The organism is Sphingomonas lutea (assembly GCF_014396785.1).
GTDB classification, from domain to species: domain Bacteria; phylum Pseudomonadota; class Alphaproteobacteria; order Sphingomonadales; family Sphingomonadaceae; genus Sphingomicrobium; species Sphingomicrobium luteum.
Genome location: NZ_CP060718.1, coordinates 454,659 through 480,347, shown reverse-complemented (window position 1 = coordinate 480,347; position 25,689 = coordinate 454,659). Strand labels below are relative to the sequence as shown.

Here is a 25,689-nt window from a genome sequence, read left to right as displayed (position 1 = left end):
CGGCAGTTCGGCGCGGCGCACGGTCACCACGGTGAGGCCGTTGGCGAGCTTCTGGATGTCGGCGGCGGGCAGCGCGGCGACGACTTCGGGGCCGACCGGCGGCGGGACGACGCGCTCGGCCGCCGGGGCCGGTTCGACGATGCGGATGTTCGGCGGGGTGGCGAGCGCGATGGTGCGGACGGTCGCGGCGGTGGCAATCCGGTCCTCGCGCGGGGTGCCGCCCTTGGGCTCGGGCAGGTAACGCACGGCGGCGACGTTGCGCGCGGACAAATATTGGCGGGCGACGCGCTGGATATCCGCGGGGTGGTCGCGGCGATCTGCGCCAGGCGCTCGTCCGCGGCGCGCGGATTGCCGCCGACGATGATCGCTTCGGCCAGCGCGCCGGCCTTGCCGTCGGGCGTCTCGCGCTCGAGCAGCGCCGCGGTGACGAGCTCGTTGCGGGCTTCGGCCAGCTCGGCCTGGGACACGGGCGTGGTGGCGAGCTTGGCGATCTCGCGCTTGAGGGCGGCTTCGCCCTCCGCGGCGGTCTTGCCGCCGGCGAGGATGGCATAGACGGCATAGACGCCCTGCCCTTGCTTGGTGTCGTTATAGGTGTCGGCCTCGCTGGCGATGCGGGTGCGGACCAGTTCGCGGTAGAGGCGCGAATTGTCGCCGCCCGAGAGGATCGCGTCGATCACCTCCATCACCGCCGAATCGCGCGCCGAGGCCGGCGGGGAAGGATAGCTCAACAGCACCGCGGGCAGCGGGACATTGGGTTCGTGCACAATGTAGCTGCGCGCGGCGGTGCGGCGCGGCTCGGCCACGGTGACGCGCGGGATCGCGGTCGCGGGACGAGCGATGGGCGCGAAATATTGATCGACCCAGGCGTCGAGCTGGGCATCGTCGAAGCGGCCGGCGACGACCAGAACGGCATTGTCGGGACGATAGTAAGTCGCGTGGAAGGCGCGGACATCGTCGATCGTCGCGGCGTCGAGCTCCTCGATGCTGCCGATGCCGGGGCGCGCATAAGGATGCACGCTGTACGACACCTGCGGCAGATAGAGGTAGAACAGCCGGCCGTAGGGCGAAGCGAGAACGCGCGAGCGCAGCTCCTCCTTCACCACGTCGCGTTCGGACGCGAACACCTTGGGGTCGACGACCAGCGAACCCATGCGCTCGGCCTCCGCCCACAGCATGCGCTGGAGGTGATTAGCGGGCACGACCTCGAAATAATTGGTGTAGTCGTCGGCAGTGCTGGCGTTGTTGAAGCCACCGACGTCCTCGGTCAGCCGGTCGAACTGTTCGTCGACCATGTTGCGGGTCGACTTGAACAGCATGTGCTCGAACAGATGGGCGAACCCCGAACGGCCGCGCGGATCGTCCTTGGAGCCGACGTCGTACCACACCTGGACCGAGACGTTGGGGCTCGATTCATCCTTGATGGCATAGACGCGAAGACCGTTGGCGAGCGTGCGTTCGCGATATTCGAGCGCGGGGACGGCAGCGGCTTGCTGTGCAGCGGCTGGCGGCGCGAGCGAGAGCGAGAGCGGGGACAGCGCCAGCAGGACCGCGAACAGATGATGACGCACAACATACTCCCCCAAGTCGGATGGGGAGCCTGACCGGCGCGGATGCTGCTGTCAAATGACGGCGGTTAGCCAGCCTTGCGCTGCGCGCCGAGGCCGACGACCATCTGGTTGGCGCGTTCGTAGCTCAAGGGCTTGCCGAACAAATAGCCCTGGATGATGTCGCAGCCGAGGTCGCGCATCCGCTCGAAATCCTCGGCGGTTTCGACGCCCTCGGCGGTAATCGTCATGCGGAAGCTCTTGGCGAGTTGCACGATCGACTGGATGATCGCGACATTTTCCGGCCGCGAGCCCGCTTCGCGCACGAAGCTGCCGTCGATCTTCAGCTTGTGGAAGATCGCCTTGTTCAAATAGCCGATCGAGGAATAGCCGGTTCCGAAATCGTCGAGCGCGATTCCGACGCCAAGCTGGCGCAGGCGCTTGAGCACGTCGAGCGTCGGACCATTTTCGCCCAGGAACACGCCTTCGGTAACCTCGAGCTCGAGCCGGTTGGCGGCGAGCTTGTAGCGCGCGATGGCTTCGCTGACGACGTTGGGCAGGTTGGGCAGGACGATCTGCTTGGGACTGATGTTGAGCGCCACCGAGACGGTTTCGGGCCAGGTCCCCGCGGCGCGGCAGGCTTCGTCGATGACCCATTCGCCGATCGCCGGCATCAGGCCAGCTTCCTCGGCCACCGGGATGAACACGTTGGGGGCACGAAGCCGCGCTGCGGATGGTTCCAGCGGATGAGCGCTTCGAACCCGACCAACTGCTGCGACTTGGCGTTGACCAAAGGCTGGAAGACGAGGTGGAACTGCTTCGAGACGATCGCCGCGCGAAGGTCACTTTCGAGGCGGACACGATCGTCCTGTTCCGACTGGAGCTCGCTGCTGAAATAGCGCGCGCAGCCGCGGCCGGCGTCCTTCGCCTGATACAGCGCAAGGTCCGCCTTGAGGATCAGGTCGTCGACCGTCGCGCCGTCGATCGGGCCGAAGGCGCAACCAACCGAGACGCCGATGCGGATCTCGGTCTGGTCGATCATATAGGGTTCCTTGATTGACGCGATGATGCGGTCGGCGAGATGTTCGACCTGCTTGCGCGCCTGCGCATCGGGAATGACGATGGCGAATTCGTCACCGCCCATGCGCCCGACATGGCCGTCCGGGCCGACCTGGTCGATCAGGCGCTTGGCCACCGCGCGGAGCACCGCATCGCCCTTGGGATGGCCGAAGGTGTCGTTGACCGGCTTGAACCCGTCGAGGTCGAGGAACATGATCGCGCACGGAACGCTGCCTGTGGTGGCGCCGCGCAGCGCCTCGCCAAGCAATTGCCGCACGCGCCCGCGGTTGGGCAGGCCGGACAGCACGTCGACATTGGCGAGATGCGTCAGCCGTTCCTGCGTCTGGCGAATTTCGGTGATGTCGGAGCCGACGCCGCGGAAGCCTTCGAACCGGCCCGCGGTATCGACAATCGGATCGCCGGCGATCGAGATCCAGCGCGTCCCGTGGGCAGTGCTGAGCTCCATTTCCAGAGCATTGAATGCCTTGCGCTCCAGCAGGACTCGGCCAAGCTCGGCATGGCCGCCGAGCAAAGAGGGCAATGAGTGTCCGATCAGCTGGCCGCCCGGGCGCCCAAGCAGCGCGCTCATGCGCGAGCTGATGTAGGTAACGCGGTTTTCGGGATCGACCTGCCACAGCCAACCCACGCCGCGCTGCTCATATTCCTGGAGCAGAAGGCTGGCGCCCTCGCTCTGGCCGCTGACGTCGGCGTTGGTCTTGAGCTGGTGGAAGGCCCAGCGCGCGACCGTCAGGACACCGAAAATGGCAACGCCGATGGTGAACAGGATCGACAGGACGTGGGGAAACGGAATGGTGCTGCGGCCAAGCAGAAGCGCGCCGCATACGCCACCTGTGAAGGCGATCATCCACGCAGTGGCGCAGGGCGGAATGACGACCAGGCCAAGTGCGCCAATGCCAAGGCCGGCCATGATCGACGCGGCGATCACCTGCGTGCCGACGTCGAGCGAGGCGAAGACCAGAAGCGGCAGCGAGAGCCACACCCCCGCGCGCAGTGCCACGTCGCCGACCAGGAGGACCATCGGAACGCGACGGCCGGAACGGCCGACGCAGGTAATCGATTGATGACGCGCCAGTCGCATTGCACCGAAGTTGATGGCGCTGATGCCCAGCGCCCATGGCAGCAGCAGCCCCGGCGCGACAATCCCCCACAGGTTCGCCACCATCATGAAGGCAGCGCAGATGTTGGCGGCAGCGAAAAAGGGCGCGAGCTGGGCGCGCGATATGAGCTGGACATCGCGCAGGGGCGAGCTTTCGGAATCGGCGCCGCGAGCCGTGAGGCCCGCCGATTCTCCGCCCGGAAGCCGGGCTGATATCAAACGCTTATAACGATCAGGTGCTTCGTACATCCGCCCGCCGTCCCAGGTTCAGCACGCGGGATATCCCAAGAGCGTTTAAGCCGGGTTAAGGTCGCCCGTTATCCGGCGGGTTGCGGCGCGGCGCCCAAGAGCCCCAATTCGTCCAGATCGCGGGTCACGATCGAGTGATAGAGTGGCCGCGTTTTCGCATAGATTCGCGCCGCGATCGGACGGCCCCATTGCGTGTCCTTGGCCAGCGCCTGGATCAGCGGCCGGACGAATTTGCCCCGCCCCTGCGCGGACAGGAATTGTTCGAGCGGGGGCAATGCCGGATCGTAGCGGTTTGCGACCGCCAGGCTGAGCCAGGCGAACAACACTTCCTGATTGGCGGCCTGGTTAAGCCGCAGGGTGCCGTTGAGTGCGTCGAGCCGGCTTTTATCCATCTTGCGCGGAAGCTTATTGAGGAAACGCAGCTTTTCCGCGGTCGTCCACTGGTCGAAGGCAGTCGGCACAGGCCCGCCGCCGGCAAATTGCGCGACGGCCTGGTCGATCGCCGCGAAGGCCGCCGGATCGGGACGCGCGACGTTATCGGGCAGGCCAGGCTGATAGACCCAGCGGTCGAGCTGGAGCCGGGCCTCGAGCGCCTGGTCGCCCTTGATCAGGTTCTTGCGCAGGTCGGCGAGGAACAGGGCCGAAGTCATGGGCTGGAAAGCGTGGCGATCGAAATAGGAGCGCAGATAAGCGTCCCATTTTTCGCGTCCGACGGTCCGTTCGATCGTGCGCAAGAAGACCGCGCCCTTGTCGTAGACGATGCCGGTCGATCCACCATCGGCCACGGCCTGTTCTTTCGGCAGGTTGAGCCGGGTGATCGGAGCCGTCGCGCCCTCTTCGGTCAACGCGTCGTTGAGGTCGTCGAAGCTGAGCGCCGCTTCCTGCGACGCGCGCTTGGTGCCGTAGAGCGCCTCCATGATGCGGTTTTCGAAATAGGAGGTGAAGCCTTCGTTGAGCCAGCTGTCCGCCCAGGTCGCGTTGGTGACGAGATTGCCCGACCAGCTGTGCGCCAGTTCGTGCGCGACCAAGCCGACCAGGCTTTTGTCGCCCGCGATAAAGGTCGGCGTGAGGAAGGTCAGCGTCGGATTTTCCATGCCCCCATAGGGAAACGCGGGCGGCAGGACGATCACGTCGTAGCGGCCCCAGCGATAGGGGCCGTAGAGTTTCTCCGCAGCCTCGACCATCTTCTCGGTATCGGCGAGCTCGGCCGCGGCGCGGTCGAGCATCACGGGTTCGGTCCACACGCCGGTGCGCGGGCCAAGTTCCCTGAATGCAAGGTCGCCGACCGCAATCGCGATCATATAAGGCGCGACGCTGTGCGGCATCTTGTAGCTGAAGATGCTTTCGCCGCCCTGCGTAATCGGCTCGGCCGACTTGGGCGCGCTCATCACCGCGGTCAGGCCGGCGGGGACCCGGATCGTCGCTTCCCACGTCTGGCGGATGCCGGGCGAATCCTGCGTCGGAATCCAGCTGCGGTTCTCGATCGCCTGACCCTGGCTGAACAGATAGGGCCGCTTCTTCCCGGCCGTCTGTTCGGGCGTCAGCCACTGCAGCGCGCCGGCGTCGGGCGCGCTCTTGTACTTGATCACCAAGCGCTTGGTGTCCGGCCGCAGGGTGATCGCCAGCGGCGCGCCCAGCTTCTCGTCCGCCGCGCCGACCTTATAGTCGAGCGGCTGGCCAGCGCCGTCGGCGATGCTGGCGATTTCCAGCCCCTTGTCGTCGAGGATGATTTCCTTGGCGTCGGGTTTGCGGTCGATGTCGAGCGTGGCGGTGCCGCCGACGCGCTTGGCGTTGAAATCGACGGCAAGGTCGAGCTTCACATGGTGCACCCGCGCTTCGAGCGGGCGAGCGTAGCTGGCGTCGTCCTTGGCGTCGGGGGTGGTCAGGATCGGCGCGATCGCCGCCGCGGCCTGCGGCTGGGCGCTGTTCGAATCCTGCGTGGCGACCTTGCACGCAGCGAGGCCGAGCGCCGCCACGACCAGAAGATTACGCGCCAGTTTCATGTTCAACCCTTCCCAACGTCCGGCACGACAACGCCGAACTGTCACAATCACCCCCGCTAGAGGGTCAGGTGATGGTTGGGCAAGTTACTGCATCGCGTAAGGCGGTCCCTTCATCGCGGCGATGCAGGTGACATCGAGGCGGCTTGGGTCGGCATGGTCGAGGAAAGCGATCATCAGCGGGTCGAGGCAGGTTTCGACGCCGCTGACCCCGTCCGGGATATGGCCGCCGTCGGGGACGACGACATGGCGCGCGCGGCGCAGGCTGGGCAGGATCCTGTCGGCCAGATCGGATGGGGTCACGGGGTCGAGCTCCCCCGAGACAAGCAGGATGGCGGCGCTGGTCCGCGTCGGCAGCGCGAGGTGATCGGGATCGCGCGCAACGACCGGCCAGCCGGCACATGCGGCCTTCTGGCGGCGCAAGCGGTAGTCGCCAAAGGGCGTGCGGCGGGCCGCGGCGACCGCCGCCCCGTAATCCATCAGCGGAAAACTTTCGCCGCAGGTTACCGCCAGGAACATGCCGTCGGCGACGAGGTTAGCGAGGTTTTCCGACGGAGTCGCCACCAGTTCGGCGACATTGCCCGCCGCGGCCCGCTTGATCGCCAGCGGCAGCGTGACGCGGCTCGCGGGCCGGTAGGTCAGCGCCCGCAGCCGCTCCATCAGCAATTCGTCAGCCAGCTTGGCGCCTGGGCGGCGCGCCTTGGCCCGCGCCTGGGCGAGTTCGGCGGGGAGATCGGGAAAGGCGGCGCGGCATCGCGCATCGGCCGCGCAATCGGCGAACACGGCCTTGAGCGTTCGGTCCGCAGCCGTGGCATGGTGCTGCGGCGGAAGGAGGTCGGGCGGTGCGACGCCCATCAGCACCGCGGCGCGCACCGTGTCCGGGTAGCGATGCATGAAGCGCAGCGCGACCGTCGTCCCATAGGACAGGCCGAACAGGTCGATCTGCCGGTATCCAAGCGCGCGGCGAACGTCGTCGAGGTCGGTCACCGCATCGCGCGTCCCGTAGAAGCGCAGGTCGGCCTTGGCCGAGAGCGATTTGCGGCATTCGGCGACCGCGGCAAGCGGAAGCATCGGCACGTCGGGACCTGTCTGCAGCTTCGGGCACAGCAAGCCATTCGACCGGCCAGTGCCACGCTGGTCGACCAGCACCACGTCGCGGCCCTTGGCGACCCCATTGCCGGCGTAGAAGCCAAGGCTGCGCGTGCTCGGCAGGCCGGGGCCGCCTTCGATGTCGAACAAGGGCGGCAGGGTCGCCGGCGTGGCCGACTTGAGCACGATCACGTTGAGCGCGATGCGGCGGCCATCGGGGCGGGCGCGATCTTCCGGCACGACGACTGTTCCGCAGACCGCGCGCGGCACGGCAGGCGCTAGGCACGGCCGGGTTTCGAAGTGCGGCGCCGCAGGCAAGGCGGACGGAGCGGCGAGCGCGGCGGCCAAGACAAGCACGGACATCATCATTTTCGGCATCCCCCTGCCTGCAGCCTAGTGCGGCTTGGGCTTGCCGCAAGCCTCGCCTATATCGGTGGCAATGGCGACCGACAGCGTGACCTTGGACCGGCGATCGGCGGACGACAGGCGCGCCGTTCAGCCCGACATCCGTTCGCCCGCGGCGCCCATCGCGCGCGGCATGGGGCTCGACCAGCCCTTCTTCGACGACAAGAATCGCGCTTTCTGGATCCTCCAGTCGATTGGGTGGAGCGGCTATTTCTTCCTTCGCTCGCTGTCGGGATTCGCCAATTCGATGGGGTGGATGTGGATCGTCCACACGCTCCTCCTCACCGCAACCGGCTATTCGCTGACCTTGCTGATGGCGTCGCTGTTCCGGCGCCTGATCCGCATGCGCCCGGTGCTGACACTGATCCTGTCGCTGTCCGCCGTGCTGCTTGCGTCGAGCGCCTTTTCGATCATCGAGACGTGGAGCTATGCGACTTTCATCAAGCCCGATTCGAAGCCCGCGGGCGTCGAATATATGGGCGCGATCCTGCTCAATTTCTCGCTGCTCGCCGCCTGGGCCGCGCTCTATTACGGGATCAATTACTTCCTTCTGCTGGAAGAGCAGATCGACCAGCGCGAGAAGCTCGAGGGGCAGGCGTCGAGCGCGCAGCTGGCGATGCTGCGCTATCAGCTCAACCCGCATTTCCTGTTCAACACGCTCAATTCGATCTCGACCCTGGTGCTGCTGAAACAGACCGAGCGCGCAAATGCGATGCTGGCGCGGCTGTCGTCCTTCCTGCGTTACACGCTTGCCAACGAGCCGACCGCCAAGGTCACGCTGGCGCAGGAAGTGGAGACGCTGAAGCTCTACCTGGAGATCGAGAAAATGCGTTTCGAGGACCGGCTGCGCCCGCATTTCCGGATCGAGGCGGAGACGATCGGCGCGCGGCTGCCCTCGCTATTGCTTCAGCCGCTGATCGAGAATGCGATCAAATATGCAGTGACGCCGAGCGAAACGGGCGCCGACATCTGGATCACCGCCAAGCGCGAGGGGCAGGCAGTGCGGATCGAAGTGGCCGACGACGGCACCGGACAGGCAAGCGAAATTGCCGCCAGCCCGTCGACCGGCGTCGGCCTGGCGAACATTCGGGACCGGCTGTCGCAGGCCTATGGCGCGGCACACCGATTCGACAGCAAGCAGAACGATAAAGGGGGGTTCAGCGTTATCATCGAAATCCCCTTTGAAACCGGAGAACAAGCGCGATGAGCATCCGGACCATTTTGGTCGACGACGAAACCTTGGCAACGCAAGGCCTGCAGCTGCGGCTTCAGGCGCATGAAGATGTCGAGGTAATCGCGACCGCCGCTAATGGCCGCGAGGCGATCCGCCAGATCAAGACCAACAAGCCCGACCTCGTCTTCCTCGACATCCAGATGCCGGGCTTCGACGGCTTTTCGGTGATCCAGGGGCTGATGGACGTCGAACCGCCGATGTTCGTATTCGTCACCGCTTATGGCGACCATGCGCTGCGCGCGTTCGACGCGCAGGCGGTCGATTATCTGATGAAGCCGGTCGACGAGGACCGGCTTGCGGCGACGATGGACCGCGTGCGCCAGCGGCTGGCCGAAAAGCGCGGGGTCGAGGAAGTCGGCCGCTTGAAGGAAGCGCTGGCCGAACATGCGCCCGAAGCGGCGGAGGAAATGGCCGACGCATCGCCCGACGCGCAGCATGCCGCCAACCGCTACGAAAAGATGATCAACATCAAGGACCAGGGCCAGATCTTCCGCGTCGACGTCGACACGATCGAGCGGATCGACGCCGCGGGCGATTACATGTGCATCCAGACCGGCGACAACACGCTCATCCTGCGCGAGACGATGAAGGACCTGGAAAAGCGCCTCGACCCGCGCCGCTTCCAGCGCGTCCACCGCTCGACCATCGTCAACCTCGACCTCGTCCGCCAGGTCAAGCCGCACACCAACGGCGAATGCTTCCTGGTGCTCGATTCAGGCGCGCAGGTGAAAGTCAGCCGGTCCTATCGCGACGTCGTCGCGCGCTTCGTCCACTAAGGCTTGAGTTCGCGCCCCACCGGGTAGAGCAGGAAACGCGCATCATAATAAGGCGTGCGCTCGTAGAACCAGGCGAGCCGCGCGTTGCCGTCTGCGGCGAATTTGGGATCGGCGGCGAGCTTGGCCTCGAATTCCGCACGTAAGTTCGGGTTCGCTTCCAGCATCGCGTCGGCCAAGGGCGCGATCACATAGCCTTCCATATATTCGGTGCGCTGGAGGATTTCGGGATAGAAATTCCACGCCAGCAGGGAGTCGGGGCTCTCGGGCTCGAGCATGGCTGCGGCGAGGAGGCCGAGCGGCTGGTCCGAGGGCACGCGCACCGATCCTGCGGGATAGGTTTCTGTACGCGGTGCATGGACGTAGGCGGCGGCGGATAGCGGGACATGTCCTTCATTGGCGGCGCCGAGCTTGGGCCCGGACAAGCGCACCATGTCGAGCGTCACGGTGCGCGGCGCGGCAATTTGTTCGAACGCAATGCCGTGCAGCTTGAGCAGGTCGATGACTTCGGGCTTGGTCGCCGGCACCCACCAGGCGGCGGGCAGGGTCGCGACGAAATCGGGTTGCGCAATGTACACCGGCAAGTCGAAGCTTGCCCGGCGCCCGAGCCACCGCACCTCGTCGCGGCCCGAGGCGGCCGAGCGGTAGGTGTCTTGCGCGACACCGCGGAAGTTGCGGATCGTGAACAAGGGTTTGTCGAGCGGCTTCCAGGTGAGGACACTGGTGGACGGGCGCGAAGCACGATCCTGGGCAATCGCCTGGCCGAGCCCCGCGCCCTTCGCGCCGAGCAGCCGGAGCGATTCTTCGACCAGGATGTAGGTGCCGAGAACGCGCTGGCGGTAAGGCTTGAGCGAATGGGTTTCGACCAGCACCGTCGGCTGGCGCGCAAGCTCCCCATAACCGGTGGAATAACGCGGCTGGTCGGGGCTGAGTGTCGCGCCCTTAGCAAGGTTCCGGGGGTCGATCGCCTCGACGTACAGGCCGGGGACATGCCCAGCCTTGGCCAACGCTGCGGTGATCGCCGGCCGGTAATGTGCATCGAGCCAACCGCCGATCGCGGGCGAATGACTGGGCGAGCCCATCCAGCCCGGGAAGGTGAAAGTGATATCATATTCGTAATCGACGCCGTCCGAGACATGGAGGTCGAGGATCAACGTCGGGTCGAGGCGGTTGAGGTATGCCCGCATCGCGCGCATTTCGGGCGTGTCGCCCTTCAGATAATCGCGATTGAGATTGAGGTTCTGCGCCGTGGTTCGCCAACCCTGATTGTCGGGCCCGCGCTGGTTGGGGCGGTTGGTTGCCGCCGATCGTTCATGGCCATCGGCGTTGAAGATGGGCACGAAGACGAGGTCGGCATTGTTGAGCAGCCGATCCTTGCCGCGGAGCGCGATATCGCGGAGCAGCATCATGCCAGCGTCCTTGCCGTCGATCTCGCCTGCGTGAATGCCCGCCTGCGCGACCAGCAGGGGCTTGCGCGCCGGCCCCGGCTTCGACGCACGGATCGCGTACAGCTCCCGCCCCTGGGGCGTCCGGCCGAACACTTCGAGCTTAAGCAGCGGCGAGGCGGCGACCAACCGGTCGAGCCAGGCGCGAGTCTGGGCGTAATCGGGCGTTGTCGCGAAGCCGGCGCGTTCGGCGTGGGTGACCCACGGATCGGCCGCGGGGACGATCAGCCGTTCGCTTGCCCCCGACCACGGGATCAGGGGCGGCAAGGGAGCCGGGACGACCGGCGCTTGCGCCGCGAGCGGCGTGGCGAAGACGGCGGCGGCGAAGGCGGTCAGGACTCTGCGCATGCGCTGGAGCCTAGCAGCGCCGGCCGGCGTGACAATCGCGGGGCGTTTTGCGTTCGCGCCGGAACTGCTACTTGGCTGGCCCATGACCAAGACACATTGGCTCGCGGCCGCGTCCGCGCTTTCGATCCTGACCCTCTCCGCGTGCGAGATGTCGGCCCCCAACAACGCCGCCGGCAATGCCGCCACGTCCGGCACGCCCGCGGCGGCGGAAGCGACGGAGAAGCTGGCTCGGATCGAGATGAATCCCGACACCAGCTTCCTCACCGCCGAGGAGCGCGAGGTGGTCAATCTGCTCATCCAGGCGGCCGACCTGATGAGCGAAATCTACAAGCGCCAGCACACGCCCAATTACGACGCGTTGCGCGCCCAGGTGGTGGCCACGAACGATCCCGCGTTGCTCGACCGGTTCGACACCTTCTTCGGCCCGTGGGACAGCCTGGACGAGGACAAGCCCTTCTTCGGCAACCAGCCGATGCCGCCCGGCGCCGGCTTCTATCCGACCGACCTGACCAAGGCCCAGTTCGATACCTATCTTGCCGCCAATCCCGGCGAGCGCGAAGCGCTGACCAGCCCCTATACGGTGGTCAAGCGCCAGGGGGACAAGCTGGTCGCGGTGCCGTACAGCCAGGAGTATAAGCAATGGCTCGAGCCCGCCGCCAAGCTGCTCGAACAGGCCGCGGCAAGAACCAGCAACCAGAGCCTCAAGACCTTCCTGATCCTGCGCGCCAAGGCCTTCCGCACCGACGATTATTTCGACAGTGAGCTGGCGTGGATGGACCTCAAGGACACCCCGATCGAAGTCGCAATCGGGCCGTACGAGGTTTACACCGACGGCCTTTACGGCCGGAAGACGGCGTTCGAGACGTTCGTCACGCTCAAGGACCCGAAGGAAAGCCAGGCGCTCGATATCTACAAGGGCGAGCTGCGCGGCATGGAAGCCAATCTGCCGGTCGAGGAGAAGTACAAGAATTTCCAGCGCGGCTTCGAATCGCCGATCGTGGTCGCCGACCAGGTGCGCGGCGGCGGCGACAATGTGCCGGGCGTGCAGACGGTCGCCTTCAACCTGCCCAACGATGAGCGGGTGCGCGAGGCCAAGGGCGCCAAGAAGGTCATCCTGCGCAACGTCCTCAACGCCAAGTACGAGCGCATCCTGAAGCCGATGGGCGATCTGATCCTGGTGCCCGACCAGGCCAAGAATGTCACGGCGCGCTACATGTTCATGGAGACGCTGTTCCACGAATTGTCGCACAGCCTTGGGCCGGGCAGCATCGTCGTCAACGGGCGCAAGACCACTGTCGACAAGGAATTGCAGGACATCGCCAGCGGCTTCGAGGAAGCCAAGGCCGACGTCATGGGCGCCTACAACGTCATGCACATGATGGACAAAGGCGTGATCCCCAACGCCGAGCGATCCCAGATCCGCACCACTTATGTCGCCGGCCTGTTCCGCGCGATGCGCTTCGGCATCAACGAGGCGCACGGCAAGGGCGCGGCGATGCAGTACCGCTATCTGCGCGACAAGGGCGCGATCACGTGGGACGCCGGCGCCAAGCGCTTCCGAATCGACGAAGCCAAGATCGACGGCGCGATCCGCGACCTCGTCGGCGATATCGTCCGGCTGCAGGGCAATGGCGATTATGCCGGGACCAAGGCGTTCCTCGACAAATGGGGCGCGCTCGACGCCGAGGCGCGGCAGGTGATCGGCACCATGACGCACATCCCGACCGACATTCGCCCCATCTATCCGGCAAAGGTCTGAGCGCGATGGCGCGGGTCACGGGGCTTGGCGGTATTTTCTACAAAGCGGCCGACCCGGAGCGGACGCGCGCCTGGTACCAGGAGACGCTCGGCATCGGCGGCGAATGGGGTGCGATGTTCCCGTTCAAAGGCGATGCCGACGGCTATGCGCTGCTGTCGCCGTTCAAGGCGACAAGCGACTATTTCGTGCCGAGCGAGCTGCCGTTCATGATCAACCTGCGCGTCGACGATCTCGACGCCATGATCGCCGACCTGGAGGGCAAGGGCGTTGCGATCCTCGGCCGGCAGGACGAGGATTATGGGCGCTTTGCCTGGATCCTCGACTGCGACGGTGTGAAGGTCGAGTTGTGGCAGCAATTGGGACCCGCGCCCGAATAGTCCCGCGCACCCTTAACTTTCTGCAAGTGCGACAACCTTCGGCGTTCGCTAAGGTGCGCGCATGAGCACGCTCGATGGCCGCAACATCCTGATTGTCGAAGATTCGCCGGTCGTTGCACCGTTCACGGCGGAGCTGCTTGGCGAGTTGGGCTGCGTGGTCGTCGGGCCGGCGCCCAATATCGCCACCGCGCGCGAGCTGATCGAGACGGCGAAGATCGATGCCGCGATCATGGACATCAACATCCGCGGCGAACGTGTCTTCCCGATGTGCGAGCTGCTGGAGGCGCGCGGAATCCCGTTCGTCCTGACCAGCGGATATAGCGGGCTCGCAGTGCCGCCCAAGTGGGCGGACCGGCCGCGATTGCCCAAGCCGTATGCGATCGCGGATGTCGAGGCGGCGCTCGCCAAGCTGTTCGAGGACTAAGGCGCAGCGGGCAGGCGAATGGTGACCGTCGTGCCGATGCCGAGCGTGCTTTTGATCTCCAGCATGCCGCGATGCCGTTCGACGATATGCTTGACGATCGCCAGGCCGAGGCCGGTGCCTCCGGTTTCCCGGCTGCGGGCTTCGTCGACGCGGTAGAAGCGCTCGGTCACGCGCGGAAGATGGTCGCGGGCGATGCCGGGGCCGTGGTCCTTGACGCTCAACGTCACCCATGAGCGCGTGTACGTCACGGCGACCGCGATCGTGGCATGGGCGCCATCGCAGCCGTAGCGCACCGCGTTGCTGAGCAAATTGTCGAGCACCTGCTGCAGCTGCGCGGTGTCGCCGCGAACCGGCGGCAGGTCCTCGGCAATGTCCACCAGGAAGTCGCACGTCGCCGCCCCGCGCAGATGTTCGGCATTCGCCACGGCAAGGCGTACGACCTCGGCGATCGGAACGAGCTCATCCGGCGCGACGAAGCGGTCGGCTTCGATGCGCGACAGGCTCATGAGGTCTTCGATGATCCGCTGCATGCGGCGCGCTTCGCCGCGGACGGTGGCGCCGAGGCGCGCAAGCATGTCCGCCGGCAGATCGGGATCGTCGGCAAGCGTTTCGGCATAGCCGATGATGGTCGACAGCGGCGTGCGCAATTCGTGGCTGGCATTGGCGACGAAATCGACGCGCATTTTCTCGGCCGACACCGAATCCGACCGGTCCATCAGTCGCACCAGGGTGAATCCCGCCGACAAGGTGCGGACGATGAGGCGCCACGAGCGCCCAGGTTCGACCAGCCCCGTGACATCGAGGTCGCCGCCCTTGCCCGACAGGATTCGTTCGAGCGCCTGTGGATGGCGAATCGCGAGGCGCAGGTCGCGGCCCTCGATGCGTGCCCCGAGCAGCTCACGCGCACGAACATTGGCGACGCGCACGACCCCGCGGTCGACGATGATCGCCGGTTCATCCAGCGCATCCACCACCGCGCGTTCGCCAATGCCTTCGCTCATGCTGTCCTGTGTAGCCGATGGAGCGACGCTCGCCACCGCCGCAACGGGCGTGGCCCCCTTGTCCATTCGACGAGGGGGCCGCCTTTCGGACCAAAGGGGAGTGAGGGCGCGAAAGGCTTGCCCGGGTGTCACGCGCTAGAAGTCGATCTGGGCGCGGGTCATGAAGACATCGACGCCGTACTTTTCCTCGTCGAGGCCGGCGGTTCCGCTGCCCACGCCTTCGACTTCATCGACCAGCGGGCCGCCCCTGATCCAGGCATGCGAATATTGGAACAGGAAGCGGACATAATCTTCCGGGATCCAGATCAGGTTGGCGAGGAGGCCGGTCTGCTTGCCGCCGCGCGTGAGCCCGGCCGAAGCCGCTGACGTGCCGTTTTCGAAATTATTGTTGAAGCCGGCCTTCAAGTCGGAATCGTCGAGATCGAGGTGATCGAGACGGACGTTGCCCTGAAGCGCGCCCCAGCCGCCCTTGCTGAACGGCTTCAAGACCTTGGTGCGGTCCCACAGGCCGTTCTTGTAGCCGCGCGTTTCACCGGTGAAGAAATAGCCCGCTTCGATGTAGCCGCCCCAGAAGCTGGGGTTGCCGCCCGGGACGAGCGCGGTGGCGCCGGTCGGGAACAGGTCGAGCGGATCGTCGGCGATGTCGAACGTGTCGCCCGCGCCATAAGCGTTGGACTTGAGATATTGGCCTTCCGCCGCAACGTGCAGCGACTTGAAGATGCCCGCGGCTTCGAGCCCGAAGATGGTGTCGCTCTTGGCGGCATAATTGCCGGTGTCCACGAAGCGCACGTCAGTGAGCTGCGAGAACGGCCGGGCGCGATACCGCGCGAGGCGGTTGCTCGACGGCGCGCCCGACGAGCTGCTCGCCGTCGCACCGTTGTTCTGCGAGAAGCGGCGATGCTGGAGATTGGCGCCGAGGTGGAGCTGGTTGGCCCCCATCAGCGGCGAATAGACCGCGCGCGCGGCGCCGATCCAACCGTCATTGTCGAGACTGGAGTCGATCGAATGCGCGGCGAACAGGCCGCCGTTGATGCGCATGTTGCCGGCCGCGTTCACGAAGCCGGCCGAGATGCCGATGCGGCGCGTGTTGATGAACGCATCGTCGAACGCCGCGCGTTCGATGAACGAGGTGAAGCGCGAGCTGGTCATCTGCTCGAGCCCGTTGAGCGTTTCATGGTTGCCGATCGACACGTTGAACGGCTTGCCTGAAGGCGCGTAGGTCAGCAGCACGTCGCCGAAGCCAACCGCGGCATTAGCGAAATCCATTTCGAACTTGTAGCCGAAGCCGCCGGGGATGGTGCCTTCGGCGCCGAGGCGGATGCGGCGCGCGCGCTCGTTCCAGCCGAGGTTGCGGGTGAGGAGGCCGCCGTTGGGCTCATCGTCCGGGTTGCTGACGTAGCCCGCGTCCCACTGGATGCGGCCGCGCGGCTTGAACGACCAGCCGTCATCCTTGTCTTCCCACTGCGGCATCCCCTTCCACGACGGGGTCGCCTTGGTGACCTGGGACTTGAGGGCTTCAATCGATTCCTGCAGCGCCTCGATCTGCGCCTGCATCAGCTCGATCTTGGCCTGCGCATCGTCGACCGGCGCGGCGGCGGCAATCGCCGCATCGGCGGTCGCGTCCGACGCGTCGGGCTGGGTCGGCTCCTGTTGCGCCTCGGGCAGCTGCCCTTGCGCGAGCGCGGGTGCCGAAACGGCCAGGGCGCTTCCCGCCAGGAGCACGGCAGCGAACTTCAACTTCATGTCAGATGATCCTTCTTCCCCCGCCTCGCCAGTTCTGGTGAGGCCAAGCCCCGCCCGTGTCCAGGCGGGAGCTGCCATGTTCAATGCTTTTTCGACTATTTGACGCTCGCCATGTTGAGCGGCACCAGATTGCGCGCCGCCAGCTGGCTGCGCGCGCGGATGATGTTGGGTGATGCGATAAGCCCATGTCCAGCGAGATAGCCCTTGGGGCCCATCGCGCTTTCCTTGGTGAATTCCGCAACGAAGGCCCGGATCGCCGGGATCGCCCGGGCGTGCGCATTCTTGACGTAGATGTAGAGCGGACGCGCGCCTGGATATTTGAAGCTGCTGATCGACGCATAGCTGGGCTGGACACCGTTGATCGCGATGCCCTTCACCTTGTTGCCATTCTCTTCAAGGAAGCTGTAGCCGAAGATACCGACGGTGTTGGGCGTCGCGGCAATCTTCTGGACGATCAGATTGTCGTTTTCGCCGGCCTGGATGAAGGCGCCGTCTTCACGCACGCCGCCGCAGATCGCCTTGAACTTGGCTTCGTTGGTCTTCTTCATCGCGGCCATGCCCGGATTGGCTTCGCACGCCGGCGTCATGAACAGTTCGACGAGCGAATCGCGCGTGCCGCTGGTCGGCGGCGGGCCATAGACGCGGATCGGAACCGCCGGCAGCTTGCCGTTGACGTCCTTCCACGTCTTCGCGCGATTGGGCTTGCCGAACGGCGTCTTGGCGATCGCCAGATAGATGTCGCGCTGGGTCAGGTTCGACAGTGCGCTGGACCGCGCGGTGGCGGCGGCAAGGCCATCGAGGCCGACCTGGATTTCGGTCACCTGAGTGACGCCGTTGGCGGCGCATTGCTTGGCTTCCGACGCCTTGATCCGGCGTGACGCATTGGAGATGTCCGGGAAGCGCTCCCCGACTCCAGCGCAGAACAATTTGAAGCCGGCGCCGGTGCCGGTCGATTCGACGATCGGCGTGCCGAGGCGCGGATTGGCGCGGGCGACGCGTTCCGACACCATCTTGGCGAACGGATAGACGGTCGAAGATCCGACCGCGCGCAACGAACGCGCATCGGCGCCTGCGGAAATGGTGAGCGCCGTCACTGCGGTGGCGGCCAGGCCAAACGACTTCAGGTTCATGTTTCTCTTACCCCGATGGACGGACGACGATCCGCGTCCGTTGATTCGGGTGCTAAGCGGCAGCGGCGACAAGGCGTTGACGCTCGTGTTGCAGTTTCGTGACGGCGCCGAACCGTCGCGCGGCCTAGAAGAACGTGGTCATATAATAGAACAGGGCCGCGACGCTGGCCGAGGCGGGAATGGTGATGACCCAGGCGGTCATGACGTTCTTGGCCACCTGCCAGCGCACTGCCGATGCACGGCGCGCCGCGCCGGCGCCGATGATGCAGCCCGTGATGGTGTGCGTGGTCGACACCGGAATGCCGTACCAAGAGGCGGTGATCAGCATCACCGTGCCGCCGGTCGACGCGCTGAACCCCTGGTGCTGTGAAAGCTTGGTGATGCGCGTGCCCATCGTTTCGATGATCCGCCAGCCGCCGCAAAGCGTGCCGAGACCGATGGCGATGTAGCAGCTGATCGCCACCCAGTGGGGCACGTGGAATTCGCCCTGCAGGTAACCGGTCGAATAAAGCAGGACGGCGATGATCCCCATCGTCTTCTGCGCGTCGTTGAGGCCGTGCCCGATCGAGTAGGTGGCCGAAGAAACCAGGTGAAGCGCGCGAAAGGTCCGCTCCGCACCGCTTGCTGTGGCGCGGACGCCAAGCCAGCTGGTCAGCAACATGATCATCATCGACAGCATCATGCCCAGCGTTGGCGACAGGACGATCGCAACCAATGTCTTGTTCAGCCCGGTCCACTGGATCCCGGTCATTCCCGCATGCGCCACGCCGGCCCCGACAATCCCGCCGACCAAGGCGTGACTGGACGATGACGGAATCCCCTTCAACCAAGTGACGACGTTCCAGAACATCGCGCCGATGAGCGCGCCGAATACGACCGCGGGCGTGACCAGGTCCTTGTCGATCAGCCCCTTGCCGATCGTGTCGGCGACCCGGTGCAGCTGCGGGATCGCGAGGGACAGGAAATAAGCGGCAAAGTTGAAGAATGCGGCGAAGGCCACGGCCTTGCCCGGACTAAGCAGCCGGGTGGCGACGACCGTCGCGATCGAATTGGCCGCGTCGTGCAGGCCGTTCAGGAAATCGAACGCCAGCGCGAGCGCAATCAGTCCAATCAGCAGCGGTAGGGCGAGCTCGTGCATCCCCGTGGCGGCCTAGGCGTGATCGATCACGATGCCATCGATTTGATTCGCGACATCCTCGAAGGCGTCCGCCACATGTTCCAGGTTACGGAAAACTTCGCGCGTGACCGCGAAATTCAGCGGGCCGATCGTCCCGACTTCCTGGAAAGCGCGCTTGAGGCCAGCGGCATGAATTTCGTCGGCTTCGCCTTCAAGCGCAACCATTCGCCCGGTGATTTCGTGCAGTTTGGCGCCGTTCCCGCTGACGTCGCGCAATAGCCCCAAGGCCTGCGACGTCAGAACCGCGCATTCCAGGATCAGACTGACAACCTGCTTCATCTCGGGTCTCAGCTGCCGAAGCTCGTACAGGTCGATCGACCGGGCCGCGGCCAGCATCTCGTCGATGGCATCGTCCATCGCCACGATCAGGCCGGTGATTGCGCCGCGGTCGAATGGGGTCAGGAAGGTTTTGCGGACGGCGGTCAGAACGTCCCGGATGATCTCGTCCGCGCGATGCTCATGCTGGCGGATCTGCCCGAGCAGTTTTTGCGGGGACGTGCCGTCTTCGGCCAGCTGGTGCAACGCTTCAGCGGCGCTGACGAGGGTCGCCGCATGGGCCTCGAACATGCCGAAAAAGTCGCCCTTTTGGGGCAACAGCCGCTGAAACCAGGCGAACATCATGCCCCTCGTCGGTCGATAACCAACGCCGCAATAGCGGCTCACAGTCGCCGCGGATAGATGACACTTTTGTTACAATGAAGCGCGCTCAGCCGTCGGCATCGAGCGAATAGCCGGCCGAGCGGACAGTGCGGATCAGATCGACCCGATTCCCGGCATTCAGCGCCTGACGTAGCCGGCGGACGTGCACGTCGACCGTACGCGCGTCGATGTCCGGATCGTGCGACCAGACGGCGTCGAGCAGGCGTTCGCGTGAGAAGACCCGGCCGGGATGCTCGAGAAAGTGCTTGAGCAGGCGGAATTCGGTCGGACCGAGGGGTACTTGGTCGCCACCGCGCCGGACGCGATGCGAGGCAACGTCCATTTCAACATCGGCATAGCCCAATTGCTCGCCGGCAAGTGCGGGGCGGACACGGCGCAGCACGGCGCCGACACGGGCCACCAGCTCGCGCGGGCTGAATGGCTTGGTCACGTAATCGTCGGCGCCGGTTTCGAACCCGCGGATCCGATCGCTTTCTTCGCCGCGCGCGGTCAGCATCATGATGGGCACGTTGGCCGTGGTCGTTCTACGGCGCAGGCGCCGGCACACTTCAATCCCGCTGATCCCTTCGATCATCCAATCGAGCAAGACGACATCCGGCCGCACTTCGTCGGCCAGGATCAGGGCTTCTTCGCCATCGCCGGTGCGCGTCACGTCGTAACCGGCGCGTTCGAAATGAAAGGTGACGAGGTCGGCGAGCGCACGGTCGTCCTCGACCAACAGCAGGCGCGCGTTGGCCATGGCCTATTCCTTCGGCGATTTGCCCGGCCGGTCGGCCATGTGCTGGCCAGTCGCCGCGTAATAGACCATCTCCGCGATGTTCGTGGCGTGATCGCCCGCGCGCTCGAGGTTCTTGGCGACGAACAGCAACTGCGTCGAATGGCCGATGGTGTGCGGATTTTCCATCATGTGCGTCAGCAAGGTGCGGAAGATGGAATCGTAGAAATCGTCGACCGCCTGGTCGCGTTCGCAGACGCGGACTGCTGCTTCGGCATCGCGCTCGACGAAGGCGTCGAGAACGTCGTGAAGCATGCTCGTGGCGATGCGCGCCATTTCGGGGAGGAGGGAGATCGGCTCGATCTTGCCGACGTTCTCCAGCAGGTGGACGCGCTTGGCGATGTTCTTGGCATAATCGCCGATGCGTTCAACCACGCCCGAGATCTTGAGTGCCGCAACGACATCGCGCAGGTCGCCGGCCATCGGCGCGCGGAGCGCAATCAGCTGTACCGCGCGGCGCTCGGTCTCCATTTCCAGCGCGTCGAGCTTCTTGTCGTCGCGGATGACGCGCTCGGCGCCTTCGACATCGCGCTGGATCAGGCAGCGCATCGCTTCGCCGATGGCATGCTCGGCAAGGCCGCCCATCTGGCTGATCAACGCGCGCAGCCGATCAATGTCCTGGTCGAAGGCCTTGAGAGTGTGTCCGCTGGTGTTCTGCTGCATGGGTTGCTCCGGATCAGCCGTAGCGGCCGGTGATATAGTCGGTGGTTCGCTGGCGCTTCGGATTGGTGAATATCTCCGACGTTTTGCCGTATTCGACCAGCTCGCCGAGGTGGAAGAAGGCAGTGCGCTGCGACACACGCGCCGCCTGCTGCATGTTGTGGGTGACGATGGCGATGGCGTAGCGGCCGCGAAGTTCATGGATCAGCTCCTCGATCTTCGCGGTGGCGATGGGATCGAGCGCCGAGCACGGCTCGTCCATCAGGATCACCTCCGGATCGACGGCAATCGCGCGCGCAATGCACAGTCGCTGCTGCTGACCGCCCGACAAGGCGGTGCCGCTTTCCTGCAGGCGGTCCTTGACCTCTTCCCACAGGCCCGCGCGCTTGAGCGACTTTTCGACGATCTGCTCAAGCTCCGGCTTGCCGCTCGCGAGCCCGTGGATGCGCGGCCCGTACGCCACGTTCTCGAAGATCGACTTGGGGAAGGGATTGGGCTTCTGGAACACCATGCCGACGCGGGCCCGCAGCTGGACGACGTCCATCGCCGATGCGTTCACGTCCTCCCCGTCAAGCTCGATCGTGCCCGTCACCCGCGCGGAAGGAATGGTGTCGTTCATGCGGTTGAGGCAGCGCAGGAAGGTCGACTTGCCGCAACCCGAGGGGCCGATGAAGGCGGTGACGAGGTCGTCGTAAATCTCGATCGAGACGTCCTTAAGCGCCTGCTTTTCGCCGTAGAAGACGCTGACGTCCCGGGTCAGCATCTTCGGCTTGCGGCCTGGCGCCGCCCGCTCCTCGGTCTTGTCCTGCTTCGTGACCTCGGCAACGTCGGCCTTCGGTTCGAACGCCTCGGTCTCCTCGCGGATGTCGCCGATCGGCGGCTCCGTCGTCGACGGCCCCTTGCGCTTGGCCTCTGCCGCGATGGCTGCGGAGGGTGCAGGCACCGGCGTAACAGGCGTGAGTGGAGTCTTTTCTTTCATCAGGATCACCAGCGGCGCTCGAAGCGGTTGCGAAGATAGATGGCGAGGCCGTTCATGAGGAGCATGAACAGCAGCAGGACAATGATTGCCGCGCTGGTCTTCTCGACGAAGCCGCGATCGACCTCGTCGGACCAAAGGAAGATCTGAACCGGCAAAACGGTCGCCGGGTCGACGAACCCGCCCGGGGGCGCGGCGATGAAGGCGCGCATGCCGATCATGAGCAGCGGCGCGGTCTCGCCAAGGGCGCGGGCCATGCCGATGATCGTGCCCGTCATAATGCCGGGTATCGCCAAAGGCAGGACGTGGTGCATGACAACCTGCATCTTCGACGCGCCGACGCCCAGCGCCGCGTCGCGGATCGACGGCGGTACCGACTTGATCGCGTTGCGCCCGGCGATGACGATCACCGGCATGGTCATCAGCGCCAACGTCAGCCCGCCAACCAGCGGCGCGGATCGCGGCAAGTGCATGACGTTGAGGAACACGGCGAGGCCGAGCAGGCCAAAGATGATCGACGGCACTGCAGCGAGGTTGTTGATCGACACTTCGATGGCGTCGGTCCAGCGGTTCTGCGGCGCGAATTCCTCCAGATAGACCGCGGCCAGCACGCCGACGGGAAACGCCAGAAGCATGGTGATGACGATGGTCAGGAAGCTGCCCTTGAGCGCGCCCCATACGCCGACCGAGGACGGATCGGTGGCGTCCGCCGACGAGAGGAAGTCGGCGTTGAACGTCCGGCGCAGGGCGTCTCGGCTTTCCAGCGCCGCGACCAGGCGTTCGGCGGCCGGCTCCGTGTCTTGTTTGGCGGCGATGTCGATCCGGCTCGACACCGGAAGCCAAAGCGTCGTCGGGCTCGCCAGGAGGTCGGGATTGGCCTGAATCTGCTTGGCGAGATCGCGGGTTGCCGCTTCCGCGAACATGTCTTCTGCGCCTTGGCCGTACACGGCCGATGCCGATTGGCTGATCGCGCCGCCAAGATTGGCGTCGGCCAGCGCCTGCGCCGCATCGGGGCCGCGCAGCGCCGCGGGATCGAGGAACAGGTCGGTCTTCGAAAAATCGACTGGGACAGCGGCTTCGTAATGGACGAATCCGCTCAGCCCGCGCGACGCCATCGAATAAAGCAGGAAGGCTAGGAACAGGACGGACAAGGTCACCGCGCCCAAGCCAAGCAGCTTGAAGCGGCGCTCCTTGGCATAGCGGCGACGAACGCGGCGCTCCATCGAGCCGTCGGTCCAGCGGGCGTTGGTCGCGCTACTCATATTGTTCCCGGTACTTGCGCACGACGTGCAGCGCGATGAGGTTGAGGAACAGCGTGATCAGGAACAGCGCAAGACCGAGCGCGAAGGCGGCAAGCGTCTTGGCGCTGTCGAATTCCTGATCGCCCGTGAGAAGCTGGACGATCTGCGTCGTCACCGTGGTCACGCTTTCAAACGGGTTGGCGGTGAGGTTGGCGGCAAGCCCCGCGGCCATGACCACGATCATGGTCTCGCCGATCGCGCGGCTGACCGCGAGGAGGACGCCGCCGACGACGCCCGGGAGCGCGGCGGGCAGCAGCACCTTGGTGATCGTTTCGGACTTGGTCGCGCCCATCGCCAGGCTGCCATCGCGCATCGCCTGGGGCACCGCAGCGATGGAATCGTCGGCCATCGAGCTGATGAAAGGGATGATCATGATGCCCATGACGAGGCCGGCGGCGAGCGCGCTTTCGCTGCTGGCGTTGCTGATCCCGATCGACAGGCCGAAGTCGCGCACCGCGGGCGCGACGGTCAGCGCGGCGAAATAACCATAGACCACGGTCGGAACGCCGGCGAGGATTTCGAGGATCGGCTTGAGCCACGAGCGCACGCGCGGGTGTGCATATTGCGTGAGGTAGATCGCGCACATCAGGCCGAGCGGCACGGCGACGATCATGGCAATGATCGCGCCGATGAAGATCGTACCCCAGAACAATGGGACCGACCCGAATGCGCCCGAGGAGCCGGCCTGATCGGCGCGAAGCGCCGTCTGCGGGCTCCATTCGGTGGCGAACAGGAAGCTCGCCGGCGGGACCTTTTCGAAGAAGCGCAGGCTTTCGAACATCAGCGACAGCAAGATGCCGAGCGTGGTCAGGATGGCGATCAGCGATGCGCCGATGAGCAGGCCCATCAACCAACGTTCGACGCCATGCCGCGCGCGGAATGTCACTGAGCTGCGGCGGACCGCGACCACGCCCGCCAGCAGGGCGACCATGACCGCCGCGAGCCCGCCCGCCAGCGCATAGCGCGTTTCCGCTTCGGCAATGCGCGGCGCGAGCGCGCTCGATTCGGGATTGAAGCCGGCTTCGCGCTCACCGCGCGCAATCTCCCGCGCTTCGGTGAAGATCGCTTCGCGCTGCATGTCGAAGTCCGGGAGCGCTTGGCCTTCCGGACTCGCCATCACGGCCTGGTTGACCAGCCGCGTTTGCACCGGCGTCCACGCCGCAAGCACGAGCAGCGCCGGAATCGCGGCCCACAGAAGCGCATGGATGCCGTGGTAGGACGGCAGCGAATGCAGCCGCCCCGCGGTCCGCAGCCCCCGCGCGCGGGCGTAACCGGCATATCCGGCCGCCAGCGCCACGATCAGGATCGCGGCAAACGCTAGGGTCAGGCTCATGGCGTTTGCCGCGCTTGCCGCTACTTCAGCGTGCTTGGGTCGAGCGGCTTGAGCTCACGCGCCTGGGTCGCGGCGGCTTCGGCCTCGGCACCGGCGAAGGGCACCAGGCCGCGACGCTCGAGCGCCCCGCCCTTGCCCCACATCCGCGCGAAGGCCGCGACAAAGTCGCGCAGCAGCGGCTTGGCCTGCATATGCTCGCCCTTCAGATAGATGAAGAGCTTGCGCGCCCCGGGGTAGCTGAGGTCTGCGATCGTTGCTTCGGTTGGGAGTGCGTTGTTGATCCGCACCGGCCGTACGGAATTGGCGTTCTGTTCCAGGTAGGAATAGCCGAGCACGCCCAGTGTCCCCACGTCGGCCGACACCTTCTGGACCATCAGATTATCGTTTTCACCCGCTTCGACGAACAGGCCGTCCTCACGGATCTTGGTGCAGACGTCCTTGTGCTTATCCTCATTGCTCTTCTTCAGCGCCTTCATCGCCGGATCGCTTTCGCAGCCGGGGGTCAGGATGAGCTCGGCGAGGCTGTCGCGCGAGCCCGAGGTCGGCGGCGGGCCGAGCACGCGGATCTTGAGCGCTGGAAGCGACGGGTTCACGTCGCGCCACGTCTGCGCGGTGTTGGCGCCCTTGCCGAACGGATTGGCGGCAAGCGCCTTGTAGATGTCGGCCTGGGTCAGGTTCATCGCCGGGCCGCTGTTCGATTCGATCAGCGTCAGGCCGTCGATCCCGATCGGCACTTCGATGACGTTCTTGGCGCCGGCCGCGACGCAGGCGTCATATTCACTCTTCTTGATCTGGCGCGACGCGTTCGAAACGTCGGGGAACTGGGTGCCGACTCCGCTGCAGAACAATTTCATGCCCGCGCCCGTGCCCGTCGATTCGACGATGACGCTGGTGCCGCTGTTGGCGCGCATGAAATCTTCGGCCACGGCCTTGACGAAGGGATAAACGGTCGAGGAGCCGACGATCTTGATCTGGCCCGATCCGCCGCCGCTGCCGCCACTGGATCCTTGGCCGCAGGCCGCCAGAAGGGCGGCGATCGGCAGCGCGAAAATGACTTTCCTCACCGGTGAAACTCCATTTGTCGGGATTGTTCGGTCCCGGCCCTAGCGG

20 protein-coding genes and 1 pseudogene are annotated in these 25,689 nt (G+C 65.4%); 5 read left to right on the top strand and 16 right to left on the bottom strand.

Going from position 1 to position 25,689, the window contains the following annotated elements; all coding sequences use genetic code 11:
• Positions 1-23: 23 nt before the first annotated feature.
• The 4 genes and pseudogenes from H9L13_RS12565 to H9L13_RS02460 form a co-directional block, all read right to left on the bottom strand.
• Complete coding sequence (locus H9L13_RS12565; protein ID WP_223176469.1) at positions 24-1,568, bottom strand: M16 family metallopeptidase; 1,545 nt, start codon at positions 1,566-1,568, stop codon at positions 24-26.
• A 65-nt stretch (positions 1,569-1,633) separates the two neighbouring features.
• Positions 1,634-3,192: pseudogene (locus H9L13_RS12675) on the bottom strand (putative bifunctional diguanylate cyclase/phosphodiesterase).
• 845 nt (positions 3,193-4,037) lie between these two features.
• On the bottom strand, positions 4,038-5,972 hold the full coding sequence (locus H9L13_RS02465; RefSeq protein ID WP_187538727.1) for a M1 family metallopeptidase: 1,935 nt from the start codon (positions 5,970-5,972) through the stop codon (positions 4,038-4,040).
• An 84-nt stretch (positions 5,973-6,056) separates the two neighbouring features.
• Positions 6,057-7,427, bottom strand: coding sequence for an alpha/beta hydrolase (locus H9L13_RS02460; protein WP_187538725.1), 1,371 nt, complete (start codon positions 7,425-7,427; stop codon positions 6,057-6,059).
• Between the two features lie 169 nt (positions 7,428-7,596).
• Here H9L13_RS02460 and H9L13_RS02455 point away from each other — a divergent pair, with 169 nt between their 5' ends.
• Both H9L13_RS02455 and H9L13_RS02450 read left to right on the top strand, forming a co-directional pair.
• A complete protein-coding gene (locus H9L13_RS02455; protein WP_187540069.1) occupies positions 7,597-8,670 on the top strand; it encodes a sensor histidine kinase in 1,074 nt (357 codons plus the stop codon).
• Positions 8,667-9,473, top strand: coding sequence for a LytR/AlgR family response regulator transcription factor (locus H9L13_RS02450; RefSeq protein WP_187538723.1), 807 nt, complete (start codon positions 8,667-8,669; stop codon positions 9,471-9,473). The genes H9L13_RS02455 and H9L13_RS02450 overlap by 4 nt, the downstream gene beginning before the upstream one ends.
• Here H9L13_RS02450 and H9L13_RS02445 read toward each other — a convergent pair.
• The gene (locus tag H9L13_RS02445; protein WP_187538721.1) at positions 9,470-11,263 is read right to left on the bottom strand and encodes a M14 family metallopeptidase; all 1,794 of its coding nucleotides are present in this window, start codon (positions 11,261-11,263) and stop codon (positions 9,470-9,472) included. The two genes, H9L13_RS02450 and H9L13_RS02445, sit on opposite strands and share 4 nt — an antisense overlap.
• An 82-nt stretch (positions 11,264-11,345) precedes the next feature.
• Between H9L13_RS02445 and H9L13_RS02440 the strand changes: the two genes are divergently transcribed.
• From H9L13_RS02440 to H9L13_RS02430, 3 genes are all read left to right on the top strand, one after another.
• On the top strand, positions 11,346-13,022 hold the full coding sequence (locus H9L13_RS02440) for a dipeptidyl-peptidase 3 family protein (RefSeq protein WP_187538719.1): 1,677 nt from the start codon (positions 11,346-11,348) through the stop codon (positions 13,020-13,022).
• Positions 13,023-13,027: 5 nt separating this feature from the next.
• Positions 13,028-13,399, top strand: a complete 372-nt coding sequence (locus H9L13_RS02435; RefSeq protein WP_187538717.1) for a VOC family protein — start codon at positions 13,028-13,030, stop codon at positions 13,397-13,399.
• A gap of 61 nt (positions 13,400-13,460) precedes the next feature.
• A complete protein-coding gene (locus H9L13_RS02430) occupies positions 13,461-13,823 on the top strand; it encodes a response regulator (RefSeq protein WP_187538715.1) in 363 nt (120 codons plus the stop codon).
• On the opposite strand, the gene H9L13_RS02425 is transcribed toward H9L13_RS02430, so the two are convergent.
• The 11 genes from H9L13_RS02425 to H9L13_RS02375 all read right to left on the bottom strand — a co-directional run bounded on the left by H9L13_RS02425 (position 13,820) and on the right by H9L13_RS02375 (position 25,643).
• Positions 13,820-14,890 carry a sensor histidine kinase gene (locus tag H9L13_RS02425; RefSeq protein ID WP_187538713.1) on the bottom strand — a complete coding sequence of 357 codons (1,071 nt, stop codon included), beginning with the start codon at positions 14,888-14,890 and terminating at the stop codon, positions 13,820-13,822. The genes H9L13_RS02430 and H9L13_RS02425 overlap by 4 nt on opposite strands.
• Positions 14,891-14,959: 69 nt before the next feature.
• Positions 14,960-16,567, bottom strand: a complete 1,608-nt coding sequence (locus H9L13_RS02420) for an OprO/OprP family phosphate-selective porin (RefSeq protein ID WP_187538711.1) — start codon at positions 16,565-16,567, stop codon at positions 14,960-14,962.
• A 95-nt stretch (positions 16,568-16,662) separates the two neighbouring features.
• A complete protein-coding gene (locus H9L13_RS02415) occupies positions 16,663-17,697 on the bottom strand; it encodes a substrate-binding domain-containing protein (protein WP_187538709.1) in 1,035 nt (344 codons plus the stop codon).
• A gap of 124 nt (positions 17,698-17,821) precedes the next feature.
• Positions 17,822-18,835 carry an inorganic phosphate transporter gene (locus H9L13_RS02410; protein ID WP_187538707.1) on the bottom strand — a complete coding sequence of 338 codons (1,014 nt, stop codon included), beginning with the start codon at positions 18,833-18,835 and terminating at the stop codon, positions 17,822-17,824.
• A gap of 12 nt (positions 18,836-18,847) precedes the next feature.
• Complete coding sequence (locus H9L13_RS02405; RefSeq protein WP_235091095.1) at positions 18,848-19,495, bottom strand: DUF47 domain-containing protein; 648 nt, start codon at positions 19,493-19,495, stop codon at positions 18,848-18,850.
• Between the two features lie 85 nt (positions 19,496-19,580).
• Positions 19,581-20,273 carry a phosphate regulon transcriptional regulator PhoB gene (phoB, locus tag H9L13_RS02400; RefSeq protein WP_187538705.1) on the bottom strand — a complete coding sequence of 231 codons (693 nt, stop codon included), beginning with the start codon at positions 20,271-20,273 and terminating at the stop codon, positions 19,581-19,583.
• 3 nt (positions 20,274-20,276) lie between these two features.
• Positions 20,277-20,972 (bottom strand): phosphate signaling complex protein PhoU, encoded by a 696-nt coding sequence (gene phoU, locus H9L13_RS02395; protein WP_187538703.1) that lies wholly within the window; start codon positions 20,970-20,972, stop codon positions 20,277-20,279.
• A gap of 13 nt (positions 20,973-20,985) precedes the next feature.
• Positions 20,986-21,732 carry a phosphate ABC transporter ATP-binding protein PstB gene (gene pstB, locus H9L13_RS02390; RefSeq protein WP_223176495.1) on the bottom strand — a complete coding sequence of 249 codons (747 nt, stop codon included), beginning with the start codon at positions 21,730-21,732 and terminating at the stop codon, positions 20,986-20,988.
• Positions 21,733-21,953: 221 nt separating this feature from the next.
• The gene (gene pstA, locus H9L13_RS02385) at positions 21,954-23,207 is read right to left on the bottom strand and encodes a phosphate ABC transporter permease PstA (protein ID WP_235091094.1); all 1,254 of its coding nucleotides are present in this window, start codon (positions 23,205-23,207) and stop codon (positions 21,954-21,956) included.
• Entirely contained in the window at positions 23,200-24,579 is a 1,380-nt protein-coding gene (gene pstC, locus H9L13_RS02380) for a phosphate ABC transporter permease subunit PstC (protein WP_187538701.1), read from the bottom strand. Before pstC ends, pstA begins: the two co-directional genes overlap by 8 nt.
• Before the next feature lie 20 nt (positions 24,580-24,599).
• Positions 24,600-25,643, bottom strand: coding sequence for a substrate-binding domain-containing protein (locus tag H9L13_RS02375; RefSeq protein ID WP_187538699.1), 1,044 nt, complete (start codon positions 25,641-25,643; stop codon positions 24,600-24,602).
• Between the last annotated feature and the right edge of the window lie 46 nt (positions 25,644-25,689).